The organism is Streptomyces sp. NPDC056361, from assembly GCF_042262805.1.
Classification (GTDB): Bacteria; Actinomycetota; Actinomycetes; order Streptomycetales; family Streptomycetaceae; genus Streptomyces.
In genome coordinates, this window is sequence record NZ_JBHJQI010000063.1 from 31,558 (window position 1) to 46,641 (window position 15,084).

The 15,084-nt window shown below is 75.9% G+C and carries 11 protein-coding genes and 1 pseudogene; 5 read left to right on the forward strand and 7 right to left on the reverse strand.

Annotated elements, in window-relative coordinates; translation table 11 throughout:
* Positions 1 to 156: 156 nt before the first annotated feature.
* Complete coding sequence (locus ACFCY7_RS21315) at positions 157 to 876, reverse strand: GntR family transcriptional regulator (protein WP_376487364.1); 720 nt, start codon at positions 874 to 876, stop codon at positions 157 to 159.
* A 145-nt stretch (positions 877 to 1,021) separates the two neighbouring features.
* On the opposite strand from ACFCY7_RS21315, the gene ACFCY7_RS21320 reads away from it, so the two are divergent.
* Genes ACFCY7_RS21320 through ACFCY7_RS21330 form a run of 3 tightly spaced genes read left to right on the forward strand, consistent with a single transcriptional unit; the run spans position 1,022 to position 3,332 of the window.
* Complete coding sequence (locus ACFCY7_RS21320) at positions 1,022 to 1,786, forward strand: LamB/YcsF family protein (RefSeq protein WP_376487366.1); 765 nt, start codon at positions 1,022 to 1,024, stop codon at positions 1,784 to 1,786.
* Positions 1,783 to 2,472, forward strand: a complete 690-nt coding sequence (pxpB, locus tag ACFCY7_RS21325; RefSeq protein ID WP_376487368.1) for a 5-oxoprolinase subunit PxpB — start codon at positions 1,783 to 1,785, stop codon at positions 2,470 to 2,472. The genes ACFCY7_RS21320 and pxpB overlap by 4 nt, the downstream gene beginning before the upstream one ends.
* Complete coding sequence (locus ACFCY7_RS21330) at positions 2,469 to 3,332, forward strand: biotin-dependent carboxyltransferase family protein (RefSeq protein WP_376487370.1); 864 nt, start codon at positions 2,469 to 2,471, stop codon at positions 3,330 to 3,332. The genes pxpB and ACFCY7_RS21330 overlap by 4 nt, the downstream gene beginning before the upstream one ends.
* A 43-nt stretch (positions 3,333 to 3,375) precedes the next feature.
* On the opposite strand, the gene ACFCY7_RS21335 is transcribed toward ACFCY7_RS21330, so the two are convergent.
* From ACFCY7_RS21335 to ACFCY7_RS21360, 6 genes and pseudogenes are all read right to left on the reverse strand, one after another.
* Positions 3,376 to 6,975: a hydantoinase B/oxoprolinase family protein gene (locus ACFCY7_RS21335; protein WP_376487371.1), complete on the reverse strand. Its 3,600-nt coding sequence runs from the start codon at positions 6,973 to 6,975 to the stop codon at positions 3,376 to 3,378.
* Positions 6,976 to 6,986: 11 nt separating this feature from the next.
* Positions 6,987 to 7,763, reverse strand: a pseudogene (locus tag ACFCY7_RS21340) (SGNH/GDSL hydrolase family protein); the annotation flags it as partial.
* A 389-nt stretch (positions 7,764 to 8,152) separates the two neighbouring features.
* Positions 8,153 to 9,391, reverse strand: coding sequence for a glycosyltransferase (locus tag ACFCY7_RS21345; RefSeq protein ID WP_376487373.1), 1,239 nt, complete (start codon positions 9,389 to 9,391; stop codon positions 8,153 to 8,155).
* Positions 9,388 to 10,509, reverse strand: a complete 1,122-nt coding sequence (locus ACFCY7_RS21350; protein WP_376487374.1) for a glycosyltransferase family 4 protein — start codon at positions 10,507 to 10,509, stop codon at positions 9,388 to 9,390. The genes ACFCY7_RS21345 and ACFCY7_RS21350 overlap by 4 nt, the downstream gene beginning before the upstream one ends.
* A 236-nt stretch (positions 10,510 to 10,745) precedes the next feature.
* A complete protein-coding gene (locus tag ACFCY7_RS21355; RefSeq protein ID WP_376487375.1) occupies positions 10,746 to 12,161 on the reverse strand; it encodes a HEAT repeat domain-containing protein in 1,416 nt (471 codons plus the stop codon).
* Positions 12,162 to 12,416: 255 nt separating this feature from the next.
* Positions 12,417 to 12,809, reverse strand: a complete 393-nt coding sequence (locus ACFCY7_RS21360) for an ankyrin repeat domain-containing protein (protein ID WP_376487377.1) — start codon at positions 12,807 to 12,809, stop codon at positions 12,417 to 12,419.
* Positions 12,810 to 13,153: 344 nt separating this feature from the next.
* Here ACFCY7_RS21360 and ACFCY7_RS21365 point away from each other — a divergent pair, with 344 nt between their 5' ends.
* Positions 13,154 to 13,348, forward strand: a complete 195-nt coding sequence (locus tag ACFCY7_RS21365; protein ID WP_015032212.1) for a hypothetical protein — start codon at positions 13,154 to 13,156, stop codon at positions 13,346 to 13,348.
* Positions 13,349 to 13,385: 37 nt separating this feature from the next.
* Positions 13,386 to 15,035, forward strand: a complete 1,650-nt coding sequence (locus ACFCY7_RS21370) for a hypothetical protein (RefSeq protein WP_376487379.1) — start codon at positions 13,386 to 13,388, stop codon at positions 15,033 to 15,035.
* Positions 15,036 to 15,084: the final 49 nt, after the last annotated feature.

Consider the following 15,084-nt stretch of genomic DNA (forward strand, 5'->3'; position numbering starts at 1 on the left):
TTAGGTCCTCGAACTGACAACGGTCGAAACGGCGCAGATGCGACCGGGCTCCGGGAGGGCGGACGGGCGGGCCGCGGGAGGCCCGCGGGCGGGGTGGCGCGGGCCCCGTCGCGGACTCCCTGAGCGCCCGTCGCGGGCTCCCTGGGTGCCCGGAGGTCAGTCGGCCGGGCCCGTCGGGGCGTCGACGGCGCGGGCGTACGCGGCCGTGACGCGGGTGCGGGATTCGTCGAGGTAGCGGGCGAGGAGCCGTTCGGCGGTGGTCCGCTCGCCGGCCCGCAGGGCGTCCAGGATCTCGCGGTTGCGTACGAGGTAGGGCTCGTGGAGGGCGCGCGGGTCGTCGACCACGTGGAAGGCGAGGCGGAGCTCGGCGAGGACGCTCCGCATCAGCTCGTCGGTGCGGGCGCTGCCCGCGAGGGCGACGAGCTCCCGGTGGAAGTGGATGTTGGCCGTGGAGACGCCGTTCCAGTCGCCGGCGCGGGCCGCGGCCCCGCCCTCGGAGACGGCGCCGACGAGGCCGTCGAGGGGGTACGGGGGGTGTCCGAGGCCCCGTACGACGGCGCACTCGACGAGCCTGCGGGTGCGGTAGATGTCGTCCACGTCACCGACGGCGAGCACCCGGACGAAGACGCCCCGGTTGAGTTCGTGGACGAGCAGGCGCTCGTGGGTGAGCAGCCGGAAGGCTTCGCGGAGTGTGTTGCGGGACACACCGAGGGCGCCGCCGATGCCGTCCTCGGAGAGTCGCGTGCCGGGCGGGAAGTAGCCCTCCGCGATCCGTGTCCGCAGGATGTCCGCGACCCGCTGCGCCGTGCTCGTGCGCCCGAGCAGCGCGCGGTCGTCCGCCAGTCCCCCGGCCTCGACGGTCGCGTTCGCGTCCACGGCGTCCCTTCCCTTCCTCGCGTCCGCGGCCGAGTCAACCCCAGATGCGGGGAGGCGACAACATGCCTCTTGTTGGATTGTTGAACGATCCTTTATTTTGACCGCCACCGGACCTCCTCCACCGGCACGGGAAAGGACACGGGACATGGACTCGTCCTCGATCGACCTCAACGCCGACCTCGGCGAGGGCTTCGGCCGCTGGACGCTGACCGACGACGAACAGCTCCTGTCCGTCGTCACCAGCGCCAACGTGGCCTGCGGCTTCCACGCCGGGGACGCGGCCACCATGCGGCGGGTGTGCGAGCTCGCGGCGGAGCGGGGGGTGCGGATCGGGGCGCAGGTGTCCTACCGGGACCTGGCCGGCTTCGGGCGGCGGTCGATGGACGTGCCGGCCGCGGAACTGGCCGCCGAAGTGGCGTACCAGATCGGCGCCCTGGAGGTGTTCGCGCGGGCCGCGGGGTCGCGCGTCGCGTACGTGAAGCCGCACGGCGCCCTGTACAACCGGGTGGTCCACGACGAGCCGCAGGCGGCGGCGGTCGTCGAGGGCGTGCTCCTCGCGGACCGGACGCTGCCCGTCCTGGGCCTGCCGGGGTCGCGGCTCCACGAGGCCGCGACGGCGGCCGGGCTGCCGGTCGTGCCCGAGGCGTTCGGCGACCGGGCCTACCGGGCGGACGGGTCCCTGCTGCCGCGCGGGCAGGACGGGGCCGTCGTCACCGACCCGGCCGAGGTGGTGGAGCGATCGGTGTCCATGGCCCGGTTCGGGGTCGTGACGGCGCACTGCGGCGCCTCCGTCGCCGTCCGGGCCCGGTCGCTGTGCCTGCACGGCGACACCCCCGGCGCGGTCGGCCTCGCCCGGCGGGTCCGGGACCGCCTGGAGCGGTCCGGCGTACGGGTGGAGGCCTTCGCGTGACCGGCGTGGCACCCCGGGTCCTGCGGGTGGGCGAGCGGGCACTCCTGGTGGAGCTGGGCAGCGGCGAGCGGACGGAAGCGTTCCACGCCGAGCTGCTGCGTCGGCGGGCGGCCGGTGCGCTGCCCGCCGTACGCGAGATCGTGCCGGCCGCGCGGACCGTACTGCTCGACGGGGTCGCGGACCCCGACCGGCTCGCCGCCGAGCTGCCCGGCTGGGAGGTGGGGCCGCTCCACGCGCGCGCGGGCCGGACGGTGGAGCTGCCGGTCCGCTACGACGGGCCCGACCTCGCGGAGGTCGCCGCGCTGTGGGGGGTGTCCGCCGAGGAGGCGGTGCGGATCCACACGGCGGCCGAGTTCCGGGTCGCCTTCTGCGGGTTCGCGCCGGGCTTCGGCTATCTGACGGGGCTCGACGAGCGGTACGAGGTGCCGCGGCGGGCCACTCCCCGTACGGCCGTCCCGGCCGGCTCGGTCGCCCTCGCCGGGCCCTACACCGGCGTGTACCCGCGCTCCTCCCCCGGCGGCTGGCAGTTGATCGGCACCACGGACGCCGTGCTCTGGGACGCCTCCCGGGAGCCGGCCGCGCTCCTCGCGCCCGGCACCCGGGTCCGGTTCACGGCGGTGGACGCCCCGGCCGCCCGAGACGCGGCCGGGGCCACCGCGCGCGTGGCGGCGGAGGGCGCTCGATGAGCGACCGTGCCGTCGCCGTGGTCCGGGCCGGAGCCCTGACCACCGTGCAGGACCTGGGGCGCGCCGGCTACGCGCACCTCGGCGTGCCGCGGTCCGGTGCGCTCGCCCCGGCGGCCGCACGGCTCGTCAACCGGCTCGTCGGCAACGCGGAGTCGGCGGCGGTCCTGGAGACCACCGTCGACGGCTGCGCGCTGCGGCCCCGGTGCGCCGTGACGGTCGCGGTCGGCGGTGCGCCGTGCCCGGTGCGGGTGGACGGGCGCCCGGCGGCCTGGGGAACCGGGGTCCGGGTGGCGGCCGGTGCCGTCCTGGAGATCGGCGCCGCCGTACGCGGACTGCGCTCGTACGTGGCGTTCGGCGGCGGGATCGGCGTCGAACCGGTCCTCGGCAGCCGCTCCACCGACCTCCTGTCCGGGCTCGGCCCCGAGCCGCTGGCCGAGGGGACGGTCCTGCCGCTGGGCGCGGAGACCGCCGTACGGGGGCGGGTCGACGCGCCGCCCTGGCCGGGCCCCCCGGACGAGCTCGTCCTGCGCGTCCGGCTCGGGCCCCGCGACGACTGGTTCACGGCCGCCGCCCTCCGCGCCCTCGCCACGCGCGCGTACCGGGTGTCCCCGGCGAGCAACCGGATCGGACTGCGGCTCGAAGGGGCGGCCCTGGAACGGGCCGTGCCGGGAGAGCTGGCGAGCGAGGGCATGGTCCTCGGCGCGGTCCAGGTTCCGCCGGACGGGCACCCGGTGGTCTTCCTCGCGGATCATCCGACCACCGGCGGCTACCCGGTGGTCGGGGTGGTCCGGGAGGCCGATCTGGACGCGGCGGCGCAGGCGGTGCCGGGGACGGCCGTGCGGTTCGTGCCGGTGCGGTGAGCGGTGTGACGGGCCTTCCGGTCGCGCGTGCGGCCGTGAGGCCTCACCCGTCCGTCGCCGGCGGGCCGTAGCCCCCGCCGCCCGGGGTGCGCAGGACCAGGACGTCGCCGGTGCCCACCTCGGTGGTGGCGGCCCCGCCGAGGTGCTCGACCGTGCCGTCGGCGCGCTCCACGAGGTTCTCGCCGAGGGCGCCCGGCTCCCCTCCGGCCATGCCGTACGGGGGGACCCTGCGGTGGCCGGTGAGGAGGGCCACCGTCATCGGTTCGAGGAAGCGGAGGCGCCGCTCCACGCCGTGGCCGCCGTGCCAGCGGCCGCGCCCGCCGCTGTCCTCCCGTACCGCGAAGGAGTCGACCCGGACGGGGTGGCGCCACTCCAGGACCTCGGGGTCGGTGAGCCGGGAGTTGGTCATGTGGGTCTGGACGGCGTCGGCGCCGTCGAAACCGTCCCCGGCGCCGGAGCCGCTCGCGACCGTCTCGTAGTACTGGACGCGCGCGTTGCCGAAGGTGACGTTGTTCATGGTGCCGGAGCCCTCGGCCTGGACGCCGAGGGCCGCGTACAGGGCGCCCGTGACGGCCTGGGACGTCTCGACGTTCCCGGCGACGGTGGCGGCCGGGTGGACGGGCGCGAGCATCGAGCCGGGCGGGACGCGGATCTCCAGGGGCTCCAGGCAGCCGCTGTTGAGCGGGATGTCCTCGTCGACGAGGGTGCGGAAGACGTACAGGACGGCGGCCATGACGACGGCGGTGGGGGCGTTGGCGTTCCCGGGCAGCTGCGGCGAGGTGCCGGTGAAGTCGAGGACGGCGGAGCGCCGTTCGCGGTCGACGCGGACGGCGACCGCGATGACCGCACCGCCGTCGGTCTCGTAGCGGTACGCGCCGTCGCGGAGGCGGGCGACGATGCGGCGCACGGACTCCTCGGCGTTGGCGCGGACGTGGCGCATGTAGGCCCGGACGACGTCGAGCCCGAACTCGTCCACCGCTCGGCGCAGTTCCTCGATGCCCTTCTCGTTGGCGGCGATCTGGGCGCGGAGGTCGGCGATGTTGGTGTCGGGATCGCGGGAAGGGTGGCGGGCGCCGGTGAGCAGGGCCCGGGTCTCGGCCTCGCGCAGCCGGCCGTCCCGGACGAGCAGCCAGTTGTCGAAGAGGACGCCCTCCTCGTCGACGGTCCGACTGAAGGCGGGCATGGAGCCGGGTGTGATGCCGCCGATCTCTGCGTGGTGGCCCCGGGAGGCGACCACGAACCGGAGTTCGTCGCCGGTGTCGTCGAAGACGGGGGTGACGACGGTGACGTCGGGCAGGTGGGTGCCGCCGTGGTACGGATCGTTGACGGCGTACACGTCGCCGGGGCGCAGGTCGTCCCCGCGGCGCCGCAGGACCTCCTTGATGGACTCGCCCATCGAGCCGAGGTGGACGGGGATGTGGGGCGCGTTGGCGATGAGGTTGCCCTCGGCGTCGAAGAGGGCGCAGGAGAAGTCGAGGCGTTCCTTGATGTTGACCGACTGGGCCGTGTTCTCCAGGCGGACGCCCATCTGCTCGGCGATGGCCATGAAGAGGTTGTCGAAGACCTCCAGGAGGACGGGGTCGACGTCCGTGCCGGCGGCCACGCGCGCGGGGCGGGCGGCGACGCGGTGCAGGAGGAGGTGGCCCCCGTCGGTCGCGGTGGCCCGCCAGCCGGTGTCGACGACGGTCGTGGCGTCGGCCTCGGCGATCATCGCGGGGCCGTCCACCGCGTCGCCCGGCCGCAGGTCGTCGCGCCGGTGGAGCGGGGCGTCGTGGGCGGTGCCTCCGCTGTGCATCCGCACGGTGGTGCCGGGCTCCGGCGGGCCGGTGCGTTCCGTCGGGTCGACGAGCACCGGGCCGTGCGGACCGGCGGTGCCGACGGCCTCCACGGAGACGGCCTCGACGACGAGTTCCCGGTCCAGGGTGAAGGCGTACCGCGCCCGGTGGACCGCTGTGAACGCGGTTTTCATCGCTTCGGCGGGGGCGAGGTCCACGGAGAGGGCCGCGTCCGTGCCCGCGTACCGCAGGAGGACGCGCGCGCGGGTGCTGATCGCCTCGTCGGGCAGTCCGTCGGAACGCAGCTCCTCCCGGGTCCGGTCGGCGAGTTCGCCGCAGAGCGCCGTCACGCGCGCGTGGGTCCCGGGATCGTCGAGCGCCGCCTCGACGGACCGCTCCCGCATCGCGGTGGCGTCGGCGAGACCGATGCCGTACGCGGAGAGCACTCCGGCGAGCGGCGGGACGAGAACGGTGTCGATGCCCAGGGCGTCGGCGACGGCGCAGGCGTGCTGGCCGCCGGCGCCGCCGAAGCTGGTGAGGGCGTACCGGGTGACGTCGTGGCCTCGCTGGACGGAGATCTTCTTGACCGCGTTGGCCATGCTGAGGACGGCGATCTCCAGGAAGCCGGCCGCGACCTCCTCGGGGGTGCGGCCGTCGCCGATGTCCGCGGCGAGGTCCGTGAACCGCCGCCGCACGACCGCCGCGTCCAGGGGGCGGTCCCCGGTGTCGCCGAACACGGCGGGGAAGTGGGCGGGTTGGACGCGGCCCAGCATGACGTTGGCGTCGGTGACGGTGAGCGGGCCGCCGCGGCGGTAGCAGGCGGGGCCCGGGACGGCGCCCGCCGAGTCGGGGCCCACCCGGAAGCGCCGTCCGTCGTAGTGCAGGACGGAGCCGCCACCCGCCGCGACGGTGTGGATGCTCATCATCGGGGAGCGCATCCTCACCCCGGCGACCTGGGTGCCGAGTTCGCGCTCGAAGGTCCCGGCGTAGTGCGACACGTCGGTGGAGGTGCCGCCCATGTCGAAGCCGATGACCCGGTCGTGTCCCGCCGCCGCCGAGGTGCGGACCATGCCGACGACGCCGCCGGCGGGACCGGACAGGACGGCGTCCTTGCCCCGGAAGTGGGCCGCCTCGCGCAGACCGCCGTTGGACTGCATGAACATGAGGCGGATGCCGGCGAGTTCGCGGGCCACCTCGTCGACGTACCGGCGCAGGGTCGGGGAGAGGTAGGCGTCGACGACGGTGGTGTCCCCGCGCGGGATCAGCTTGATGAGCGGGCTGACCTCGTGCGAGCAGCTGACCTGCGCGAAGCCGGTGGCGCGGGCGGCCGCCGCGACGCGGGTCTCGTGCTCGGGGTGGCGGTAGCCGTGCAGGAGCACCACGGCGGCGGAGCGGAAGCCGTCGCGGTGGGCGGCGGCGAGGGCCTCGGCGACGGCCGGCTCGTCCAGGGCGCGGACGACCCCGCCGTGGGCGTCGATCCGCTCGGGGACCTCGATCACGCGCGCGTGGACCGGCTCGGGCAGCACGATGCGGCGGTCGAAGAGCCGGGGCCGGTTCTGGTAGGCGATGCGGAGGGCGTCGCGGAAGCCCTCGGTGACGAGCAGGACCGTCGGTTCGCCGCGCCGCTCCAGGAGGGCGTTGGTGGCGACCGTGGTGCCCATCTTCACGACGGCGACCCGGTCGGCGGGCACGGGTTCGTCGGGTCCCAGGCCGAGCAGGAGGCGGATGCCCGCGACGGCGGCGTCCTGGCGCCGCGCGGGGTCGTGGGAGAGCAGCTTGCGGGTGACGAGCCGGCCGTCGGGCCGCCGCCCGACGACGTCGGTGAAGGTACCGCCCCGGTCGATCCAGAACTCCCAGCGCCCGTCCATCTCCCCATTGTGGCCGCGAGGGCGGCGGCGAGGTCGGCCTCCGCGCGCGCGTCGAGGGGCGCGCCGCCGGTGCCGTCGGCCCAGTGGCGCAGTTCGGCGGCGGCGAGCAGGACGAGCTGCGGCAGCAGGTCGCGGCTGCGCCGCAGGACCCAGCCGGTGCCCGCAGTGGCGAGCCAGCACAGGGTCTCGGCCCGGGTCGGGGGCGGCTCGGCCGGTTCCCGCGCGGGCGGCACGCCGTGCGCGAGCCCCCGGTCGGCGAGGAGCCCGTGGAACTCCGCCGCGACGGCACGGTGGCCCCGCTCACCGGGGTGCAGCCGGTCGGCGCTCCACAGGCTGCGGTCGTCGGTCCAGACCGGGTCGGCGAGGTGCAGGTGGACGGCTCCGTACCGGGCGGAGAGCGCGTGGACGACGGCGTTGACGGAGCGCTGCCGGCGGGCCAGCGGCCGTGCCAGGGGCGGCGGCAGGCCGAGCATCCGTCCGGGGTCGGGGAGGCAGGCGGTAAGGAGTACGGCTCCGGCGGCGTCGAGGTCGGCGCAGACCCGGTCGAGGCGGCGGGCGAGGAGCCCGATGTCGAACGTGTGGCGCAGCGTGTCGTTCACGCCGACCACGACGGAGGCGAGGTGCGGCCGGAAGGCGAGGGCGCGGGTGGCCTGGTCGCCCTCGACGTCCGCGCTGAGGGCCCCTCCGGCGGCGAGGTTCAGGAGCTCCGTCCGCCGCCCCTCCACCGCGAGCCCCTCGGCGAGCAGCGCCGCCCATCCCCGCCACGCCCCGTCCACCCGGTCGCCGATCCCCTCGCTGAGCGAGTCGCCCAGGACCGCGAACCGGAGCGGCCCGTGGGGGCCGGGGGGCTGCCGGGGGACGGGGACCGGGCCCGGCTCGGAGGCGGAGGGGCCGGAGGAGGAGGCGGGGCCGGAGGAGGGGTCGGAGGCGGAGCCAAGCGCGGGCCCCTGCGCGGAGGCAAGCGCGGGCCCGGACGCGGAGGCCAGTGCCGACCCGGCCCCGGGCACAGAGGCGAGCCCCGAACAGGCCCCGGGCCCAGCGGCAAGCCCCGGCCCCGACGCGGAGCCAGGCCCAGGCCCAGGCCCGACCCCAGGCCCCGGCTCGGGATCCACTGTCCCGGCTGTCGTCCCGCCCCCGACGAGCCCCTCCCCCGGACCGCGGCCCGGGGTGCTCCCGGTCATCGGCGGGGCTCCTCGGGGCGGCGGGGGCCGGGGGCGGGTAGGGCGTCGTGGGCCTGGAGGAAGGCGGCGACGGAACGGTCCCAGGAGAAGCCTTCCGCACGCGCGCGTGCGGCCCGCCGACGGTCGGTCTCCGGGATGGCGAGGACGCCCCGGACGGCGGTGGCGAAGGCGGCCGGGGTGTCGGCCGCGGAGGCGCCGGCGGTGCCGACGACCTCGGGCAGCGCGGAGGAGGCGCTGGCGACGACGGGGGTGCCGCAGGCGAGGGCTTCGAGGGCGGAGAGGCCGAACGTTTCCGCGGGCCCCGGCGCCAGGCACACGTCGGCGGCCGCCTGGAGGTCGGCCAGGGCCTCCCGGTCGGCGACGTGCCCGAGGAACCGCACCGGGAGGCGCCGCTCGCGGGCCCGTCGCTCCAGGACGCCCCGCAGCGGCCCGTCGCCGGCGACCACGAGCGTCGCGGCGATGCCCGCGCCCCGAAGCGCCTCCAGGGCGTCCAGGGCGGTGCCGGGCCGCTTCTCGACGGAGAGGCGCGAGCACAGCAGGAGCACCACGCGCTGCCCGTCCGCGTACCGGGCGCGCAGCGCGGTGCTGCGGCGGCCGGGCCGGCAGCGCTGCAGGTCCACGCCGAGGGGGGCCCGTACGACGTTGCGGGCCCCGATCCGTACGAACTCGCGCTCCGCCCACTCCGTCGTGCAGACGATCCGCGCGAAGGCCCAGGCCGTGCGGCGGTTGAGCCGGTCCGCCGCGCGGGCCGCGACGGCGGGCGGCACGCCCCAGGTGCGCAGGACCCCGTCCGCGGTCTCGTGGGAGACCATGACCGCCGGTACGCGGGCGCGTCGCGCCCACTCCCCCGTCCAGCGGAGGGTCGTGCGGTCCGAGACCTCGATCCGGTCGGGGGCGAGTTCGTCGAGGAGCCGGCGCACCCGGCGCCGGTCGGCGAGGACCCGGTAGCCGCCGGTGCCGGGCAGGACGGGCCCGGGCAGGGTGACGACCCGGCCCTGTTCGGTGAGGTGGTCGCCCGCGGCGTCGCCGGGGACGACGAGGACCGGTTCGTGTCCGGCCTCCAGGTATCCGCGGCCGAGTCGGTCGAGGGCGGTGCGCAGGCCGCCCGACGTGGGGGTCACGAAGTTGGCGAGGCGCACGATCCGGAGCCCGCCGCCCGGTGCGGAGCCGGTGTCCCGGACGGCGGCGCCCGAGCCCTCGGCACGTGCGCCGCCGTCGGTGCGGAGTCCGTTCACGCCGCCACCGCCGTCCGCTCGCGCAGGACCTCCCGGTAGTGCCCTATCAGCTCGTCGCCGAGGGCTTCCCAGGTGCGGCCCTCGACGGCGGCCCGGCCGCTGCGGCCGTAGTCGGCGCGTCTCTCCGGTGCGGCGGCGAGGGAGGCGACGGCGTCCCGCAGCGCGTCCGGGTCTCGGGGCGGTACGAGGAGCCCGGTCCGCCCGTGGTCGACGAGGTCCAGCGGCCCGCCGGCGGCGGGGGCGATCACCGGGACCCCGCTCGCCATGGCCTCCTGGACGGTCTGGCAGAAGGTCTCGTAGGGACCGGTGTGGGCGAACACGTCGAGCGAGGCGAAGATCCGGGCGAGGTCGTCGCCGGTGCGGCGGCCCAGGAACCGGGCGCCGGGCAGCGCGGTGCGGAGGGCCGTTCCGCTCGGGCCGTCGCCGACGACCACGACCCGTACGCCGGGCAGCGCGCAGGCGCCGGCGAGCAGGTCCACCCGCTTCTCGGGGGCGAGGCGGCCCACGTAGCCGACGAGGAGTTCCCCGCCGGGGGCGAGTTCGCGGCGCAGGGCCTCGTCGCGGAGTTCCGGTCGGAAGCGGTCGGTGTCGACCCCCCGTCCCCAGAGTCGGACGCGGCCGACGCCGTGGTCCGCCAGGTCGCGCGCGGCGGCGGACGACGGGGCGAGGGTCCGGTCGGCGGCGCCGTGCACGGCGCGGAGGCGCCGCCAGGCGGTGGCCTCGCCCGTCCCCACGTACGTGCGCGCGTAGCCGGCGAGGTCGGTCTGGTAGACGGCGACGGCGGGGATGCCGAGCCGGGCGGCGGCGGTCATGCCGCGCGCCCCGAGGACGAAGGGTCCGGCGAGGTGGACGATGTCGGCGCGGTGCGCGGCGATGGCGGCCGCGACCCGGCGGCTGGGCAGGGCGACGCGCACCTGGGGGTAGCCGGGAAGGGGCAGGGAGGGCACCCGGACGACGGCGCAGGGTGCGTCGGCGTCCGCCGCCGGGTCGGCGACGGCGGGGGCGATGACGAGCGGGGCGTGGCCCCGCCGGGCGAGGTGGCGCGCGGTCTGCAGGGCGCAGTGCGCCACACCGTTGACGTCGGGAGGGAAGGATTCGGTGACGATGACGACACGCATACGGGTGTTGTCGTCGCACTTGGCGTGTACCCGCCGACGTCGATCTGGACGGGGAGGGAACGTCCCGTGAGCGTTTCCCGCCGGGGCCGGAAGGGGCCGCCGGCCGCCCGGGGCGGGGCCTCGGGCGGCGGGTTCTCCGCCGCGGGCCGCGCCGCCCCGGGGCCGGGTGGCGGGTGTCGGGGTCGCGCAGGTCGGGCCGGGAGGGGTGGGTCGGACCTGTCGCTGACCGGGCCGGGTCAGACCTGGAGGTCGGGCCCTATCCGGTTGCGCACCGCGGTCTGCACCTCGGCCTCCTCGGCCGGGTCCGCGGCGAGGCGGCGCAATCGCTCGGCGACGCGGACGTCACCGGTCTCGGCGTGCAGGGCCGCGACCTCGCGGGTGGTCTCCTCGCAGTCCCAGAGGCATTCGACGGCGAAGCCGGTCGCGAAGGTGGGGTCGGTGGCGGCGAGGGCGCGGGCCGTGCGGCCGCGCAGCTGGGAGGAGGCGGTCTCGCGGTAGACGTGGCGCAGCACGGGGGCCGCGCAGGCGATCCCGAGGCGGCCGGCCCCGTCGACGAGGACGGCGAGCTCGGGGGCGTCGGGCCCCGCGGAGCGTACGGTGCCGCGCAGCGCGCCGAGGACGAGGGTGGCGTCCTGGGCGGTGCCGCGGCAGGCGAGGACCTCGGCGGCGGCGACGCCGAGGGCGTCGGTGCGCCGGACCCACGCGCGGGCGCGGGCGACGGCGTCCTCTCCGCACATGCGCCGGTAGGCGGCGACGGCGGCCTCGGCGACGGCGGAGGAGTCTCCGTCGGCGGCGGCCTCGACGAGGTCGAGGACGGCGGGGTCCCGTGACGCGGCGAGGTGGTGCAGGGCGGCGCCCCTCGCTCCCACGGCGCCGTCGCGGGCGGCGGCGAGGAGTTCCGGCCGGTCCTCGGGTCCGGCGACGGCGGCGAGGCAGCGGGCGGCGGGGCCGTCGAGGACGGCACCGCGCTCGTATCCCTCCTGTGCCCAGTCGAGGACGGCGCGGACGCTCCAGCCGGGGCGGGGTCCGGACGGGCTCATCTGGCGCTGCCAGCGGTCGAAGGAGCCCTGTTCCCGGGCGGCCCTGACGCGGGCGCCGACGGCGTCGCGCGGGTCCTCGGCCCACAGGCGCCACGGGCGCGGCTCGTAGGCGTCGCGCACGGTGGCGGCCAGTTCGGCGTCGCCCTCCGGGCCGGCCGGGAAGCGGGCCATTACGGGCAGGGCGAGCGCGCGGAGTCCGGTGTCGTCGTCGCGCAGGGCCAGCTCGTCCAGGGCCCAGGCCCAGTTGGTTCCGGTCGCGGCGTAGCGCCGGAGCAGGAGCAGGGCGTCCTGGCGTCCGTAGGAGGCGAGGTGTCCGAGGACGGCGAGCGCGAGCCCGGTCCGGGACTCCTCGGTGTCGAGGTGGTCCTCGGCGCCGAAGAGGTGCGCCTGGATCTCGTCGAGACCTCCGTGGAGGTCCAGGTAGAGGCGGGCGTAGTACAGGGAGCGGTTCTCGACCTGCCAGTCGTGGCGGGGGTCGTCGAGAACGCAGTGGTTGAGGGCCGCGAGGGCCTCGGCGCGTGGCGCGGCGAGCGCGTGCAGGGTGCCGTCGCCGCGGCCCCGCTGCAGCAGGCCGAGCAGGGTGCCGCTCGGCGCTATGACTGGATCGAACATGGGAAGACGCCTCACATCAAGCTGTCGACACGACCGGGGGATACCGGGATGACCCGGGTCAGGCGGTACATCTCTGTACGCCTAGGCCGTGCGGCAACATGTCGGGCCGCCCGTCGTCCTGCGCTTGCCAGTGACCATCTTCCTCTGCCTCTCGTCGGTGGCCCGATTTGCCGGGCCCGACGTCATGATGACCCACCCATTTCGCCGCCGCGACCACATTTACGATGCCGCTCTCACCTGGGGTTCAGTACCCGTTCACCGGGATCCGAAGAGCTCGAGGAGTTCGGCCTTGCCGAACATGCGGGCGGTGTCGACGGCGGACGGAGTCCCGGCTTCCGGATTTGCCCCGCCGGCGAGGAGCGCTCGGATCACCGCGTCCTCGCCCTTGAAGACGGCTCCGGCGAGCGGGGTCTGGCCGCGGTCGTTGGCGCGGTCGGCGTCGGCGCCGCGCTCCAGGAGGGCGGAGACCGCGGCGGCGTGGCCGTGGTAGGCGGCGAGCATGACGAGGGAGTCGCCCTTGTCGTTGGTGAGGTTGGCCGGAACGCCCGCGTCCACGTAGGCGGCGAGAGCGGCGGCGTCACCCGTGCGCGCGAGGTCGAAGACCTTGGACGCCAGCTCGATGACCTCGGGGTCCGGAGTCTCGCTCATCGGGTGGGACCGCCTCTCCTGCTGTGTTGACGCGGCCGCGTGGACCACTGTTCCGACCTGCGCACGACAACCGCCGCCGTACGAGTGAATCGACAGGGTACTGCCCGTTCGGTGACATGACCGCGCCCGTCCACGGCAAAGATCACCGCAGCCCGCCCCCGGCCGGATCGCCGGGACGCGCTCTAACGCACCGCGGGCATTTCGCCACCCGGGGAAGCTCGCGACGTCCGCCGGTCAAGTGAAAACAACAGTTTTTCACCCGTATGCACCTTTAGTCACATAGATACTTGCTGTGAACTTGGAAGGACTCATGGTGACTGTCCCCTCAACCAGGAGAACACCCAATGATCCTGTCCATCTCAGGCGTGGTCCTGCTCGGCATCATCTGCTTCCTGTTCTTCAAGAAGGACGGGATGAAGGCCTCGCACGCCCTCGTCAGCGCGCTGTTCGGCTTCTACCTCGCGGGCACCGCCATCGCACCGAGCATCACGGCGGGCGGGCAGAGCCTCGCCGGCCTCCTGGGCGGGATCAAGTTCTGACGCCCTTCCGTCCCTTCCACCACTTCAGGAGCACTTCGTGGCCCGGCGACCACTCCCCCGCATTCTGAGCAGCGGCAGCGCACAGATCGCTCGCAGTCGAGAGATCGCGCGCACGGCCGCCGACAGCGCCACCGACGTGCTCCATCCGCTGATCACGGTCTCCCGTGGTCTGCGGAAGCTGGCCGCGACCGCGCGCGCCAAGTGGGCCGCGACCCCCAAGGAGCGGCGTGGTCCCACGCTGCTCCTGGTCGCGGCCTGCGTCCTGGTCGTCGCCCTCATGCCGTACGGGCCGCTCCTCGCGCTCGTGACGCTCATGGGCGCGGCCGCGTGGAAGGGGCGCGAACGCCCGGTCGTCAAGACCGGGCCCGACGACGCGGAGATCGCCCGGCTGAAGGGCCTGTACGAGGCCCTCGTGCCGTACTTCTCCGTCCCCGACGACCCCTCCCCGCTCTTCTCCCACGGCGGCGAATGGAGCGGCGCCTTCGGGGAGTACGCCTTCGACGACGACGGGCGGATCAGCCGGCTGCGGATCGCCTACCCGCCGTACTTCACCGACGGCGAGCCCGCCGCACGCGCCCGCATCGAGCAGCTGCTGCACGCCAAGTCGGGGCGCGGCCGCGAGTACCGCTTCGACTGGGACGAGGAGGGCAACCTGCTCGTCATGAGCGTGCTGCCCGCCCTGCCGACCACCATCGCCGCCCAGCGGTTCGTCACCGTGCCCGGCGAGACCGTCCTCGGCTTCACCGACGCCGACGCCGTGCAGCGGACCGTGCCCGTGGTCGCCGCCGACGGCACGGAGGACGCGCCCGCCGTCGTCTGGCGCACCGGCCCCCGCTCCACCGAGCCGCACCTGCTCGTGGTGGGCCAGCCCGGCAGCGGCACCACCTCCCTGCTGCGCTCGATCGCGCTCCAGGCCCTCCCCCACGGGGACGTGCTGATCATCGAGGGCGCCGGCACCGGCGAGTACGCCTGCCTCACCGGCCGCGACGGGGTCCTCGCCGTCGAGTGCGGCCTCGCCGGCTCCCTGGCCAGCCTGGAGTGGGCGGCACACGAGACCGAGCGGCGGCTGATCGCCGCCAACCGGGCCCGGCAGGCGGGCCACCCGGCGCCGGAGGACACCCGGCGACCGCTGTGGATCCTGTTCGACCGGCCGAGCGTCCTCGGCCACCTGGCCGCCGCCGACGGCCGCCCCGACCCGCAGGAGCTGCTCCAGGTGCCGCTCCGGCACGGGCGCGCGGCGCAGGTCACGGTGGTGGTCGCCGAGCAGTTCGACTGCACGGAGACCCTGGGCGAGGCGGTGCGGACCCACACCAGGGCCCGGATCGTCCTCGGCCCCGCCTCCCCGGAGCAGATCGCCGCGGTCCTCGGCGCCGCGCCCCACACCACGCCCACGCCCGAGGTCCCGCCCGGCCGGGGCTACGCGCACCTCGGCGCCGGTCCGGTCCTGCGCCTCCAGGTGCCGGCGACGCCCGACCCGTACGACGACGCCACCAGTGAGGCGCACCGCAAGGCGGTCCTCGACCTGCTCCCGGAGCGCCGCACGGCCGCGGTCGTCGAGGCGGTCCCCGGCACCACCCCCGAACCGGAACCGGCACTGCTCGCCGCGGCCGATCCCGCCCCCGCGCCGCGGGTCCAGCCGGACCCGGGCCCGGCACCGCTGCACGCCCCCGTCCCCGCCGAGGGCTGAGCGGCCCGCACGACGGAGGAGAGGCCGGTACGGACCCCAAGGTCCGTAC

What these genes read in the sequence shown, in the direction of transcription:
- ACFCY7_RS21320 (WP_376487366.1), top strand. Translation starts at nt 1,022, where the DNA reads ATGGACTCGTCCTCGATCGACCTCAACGCCGACCTCGGCGAGGGCTTC.
- ACFCY7_RS21365 (WP_015032212.1), top strand. Translation starts at nt 13,154, where the DNA reads ATGATCCTGTCCATCTCAGGCGTGGTCCTGCTCGGCATCATCTGCTTC.
- ACFCY7_RS21355 (WP_376487375.1), bottom strand. Translation starts at nt 12,161, where the DNA reads ATGTTCGATCCAGTCATAGCGCCGAGCGGCACCCTGCTCGGCCTGCTG.
- ACFCY7_RS21335 (WP_376487371.1), bottom strand. Translation starts at nt 6,975, where the DNA reads ATGGACGGGCGCTGGGAGTTCTGGATCGACCGGGGCGGTACCTTCACC.
- ACFCY7_RS21350 (WP_376487374.1), bottom strand. Translation starts at nt 10,509, where the DNA reads ATGCGTGTCGTCATCGTCACCGAATCCTTCCCTCCCGACGTCAACGGT.
- ACFCY7_RS21360 (WP_376487377.1), bottom strand. Translation starts at nt 12,809, where the DNA reads ATGAGCGAGACTCCGGACCCCGAGGTCATCGAGCTGGCGTCCAAGGTC.
- ACFCY7_RS21330 (WP_376487370.1), top strand. Translation starts at nt 2,469, where the DNA reads ATGAGCGACCGTGCCGTCGCCGTGGTCCGGGCCGGAGCCCTGACCACC.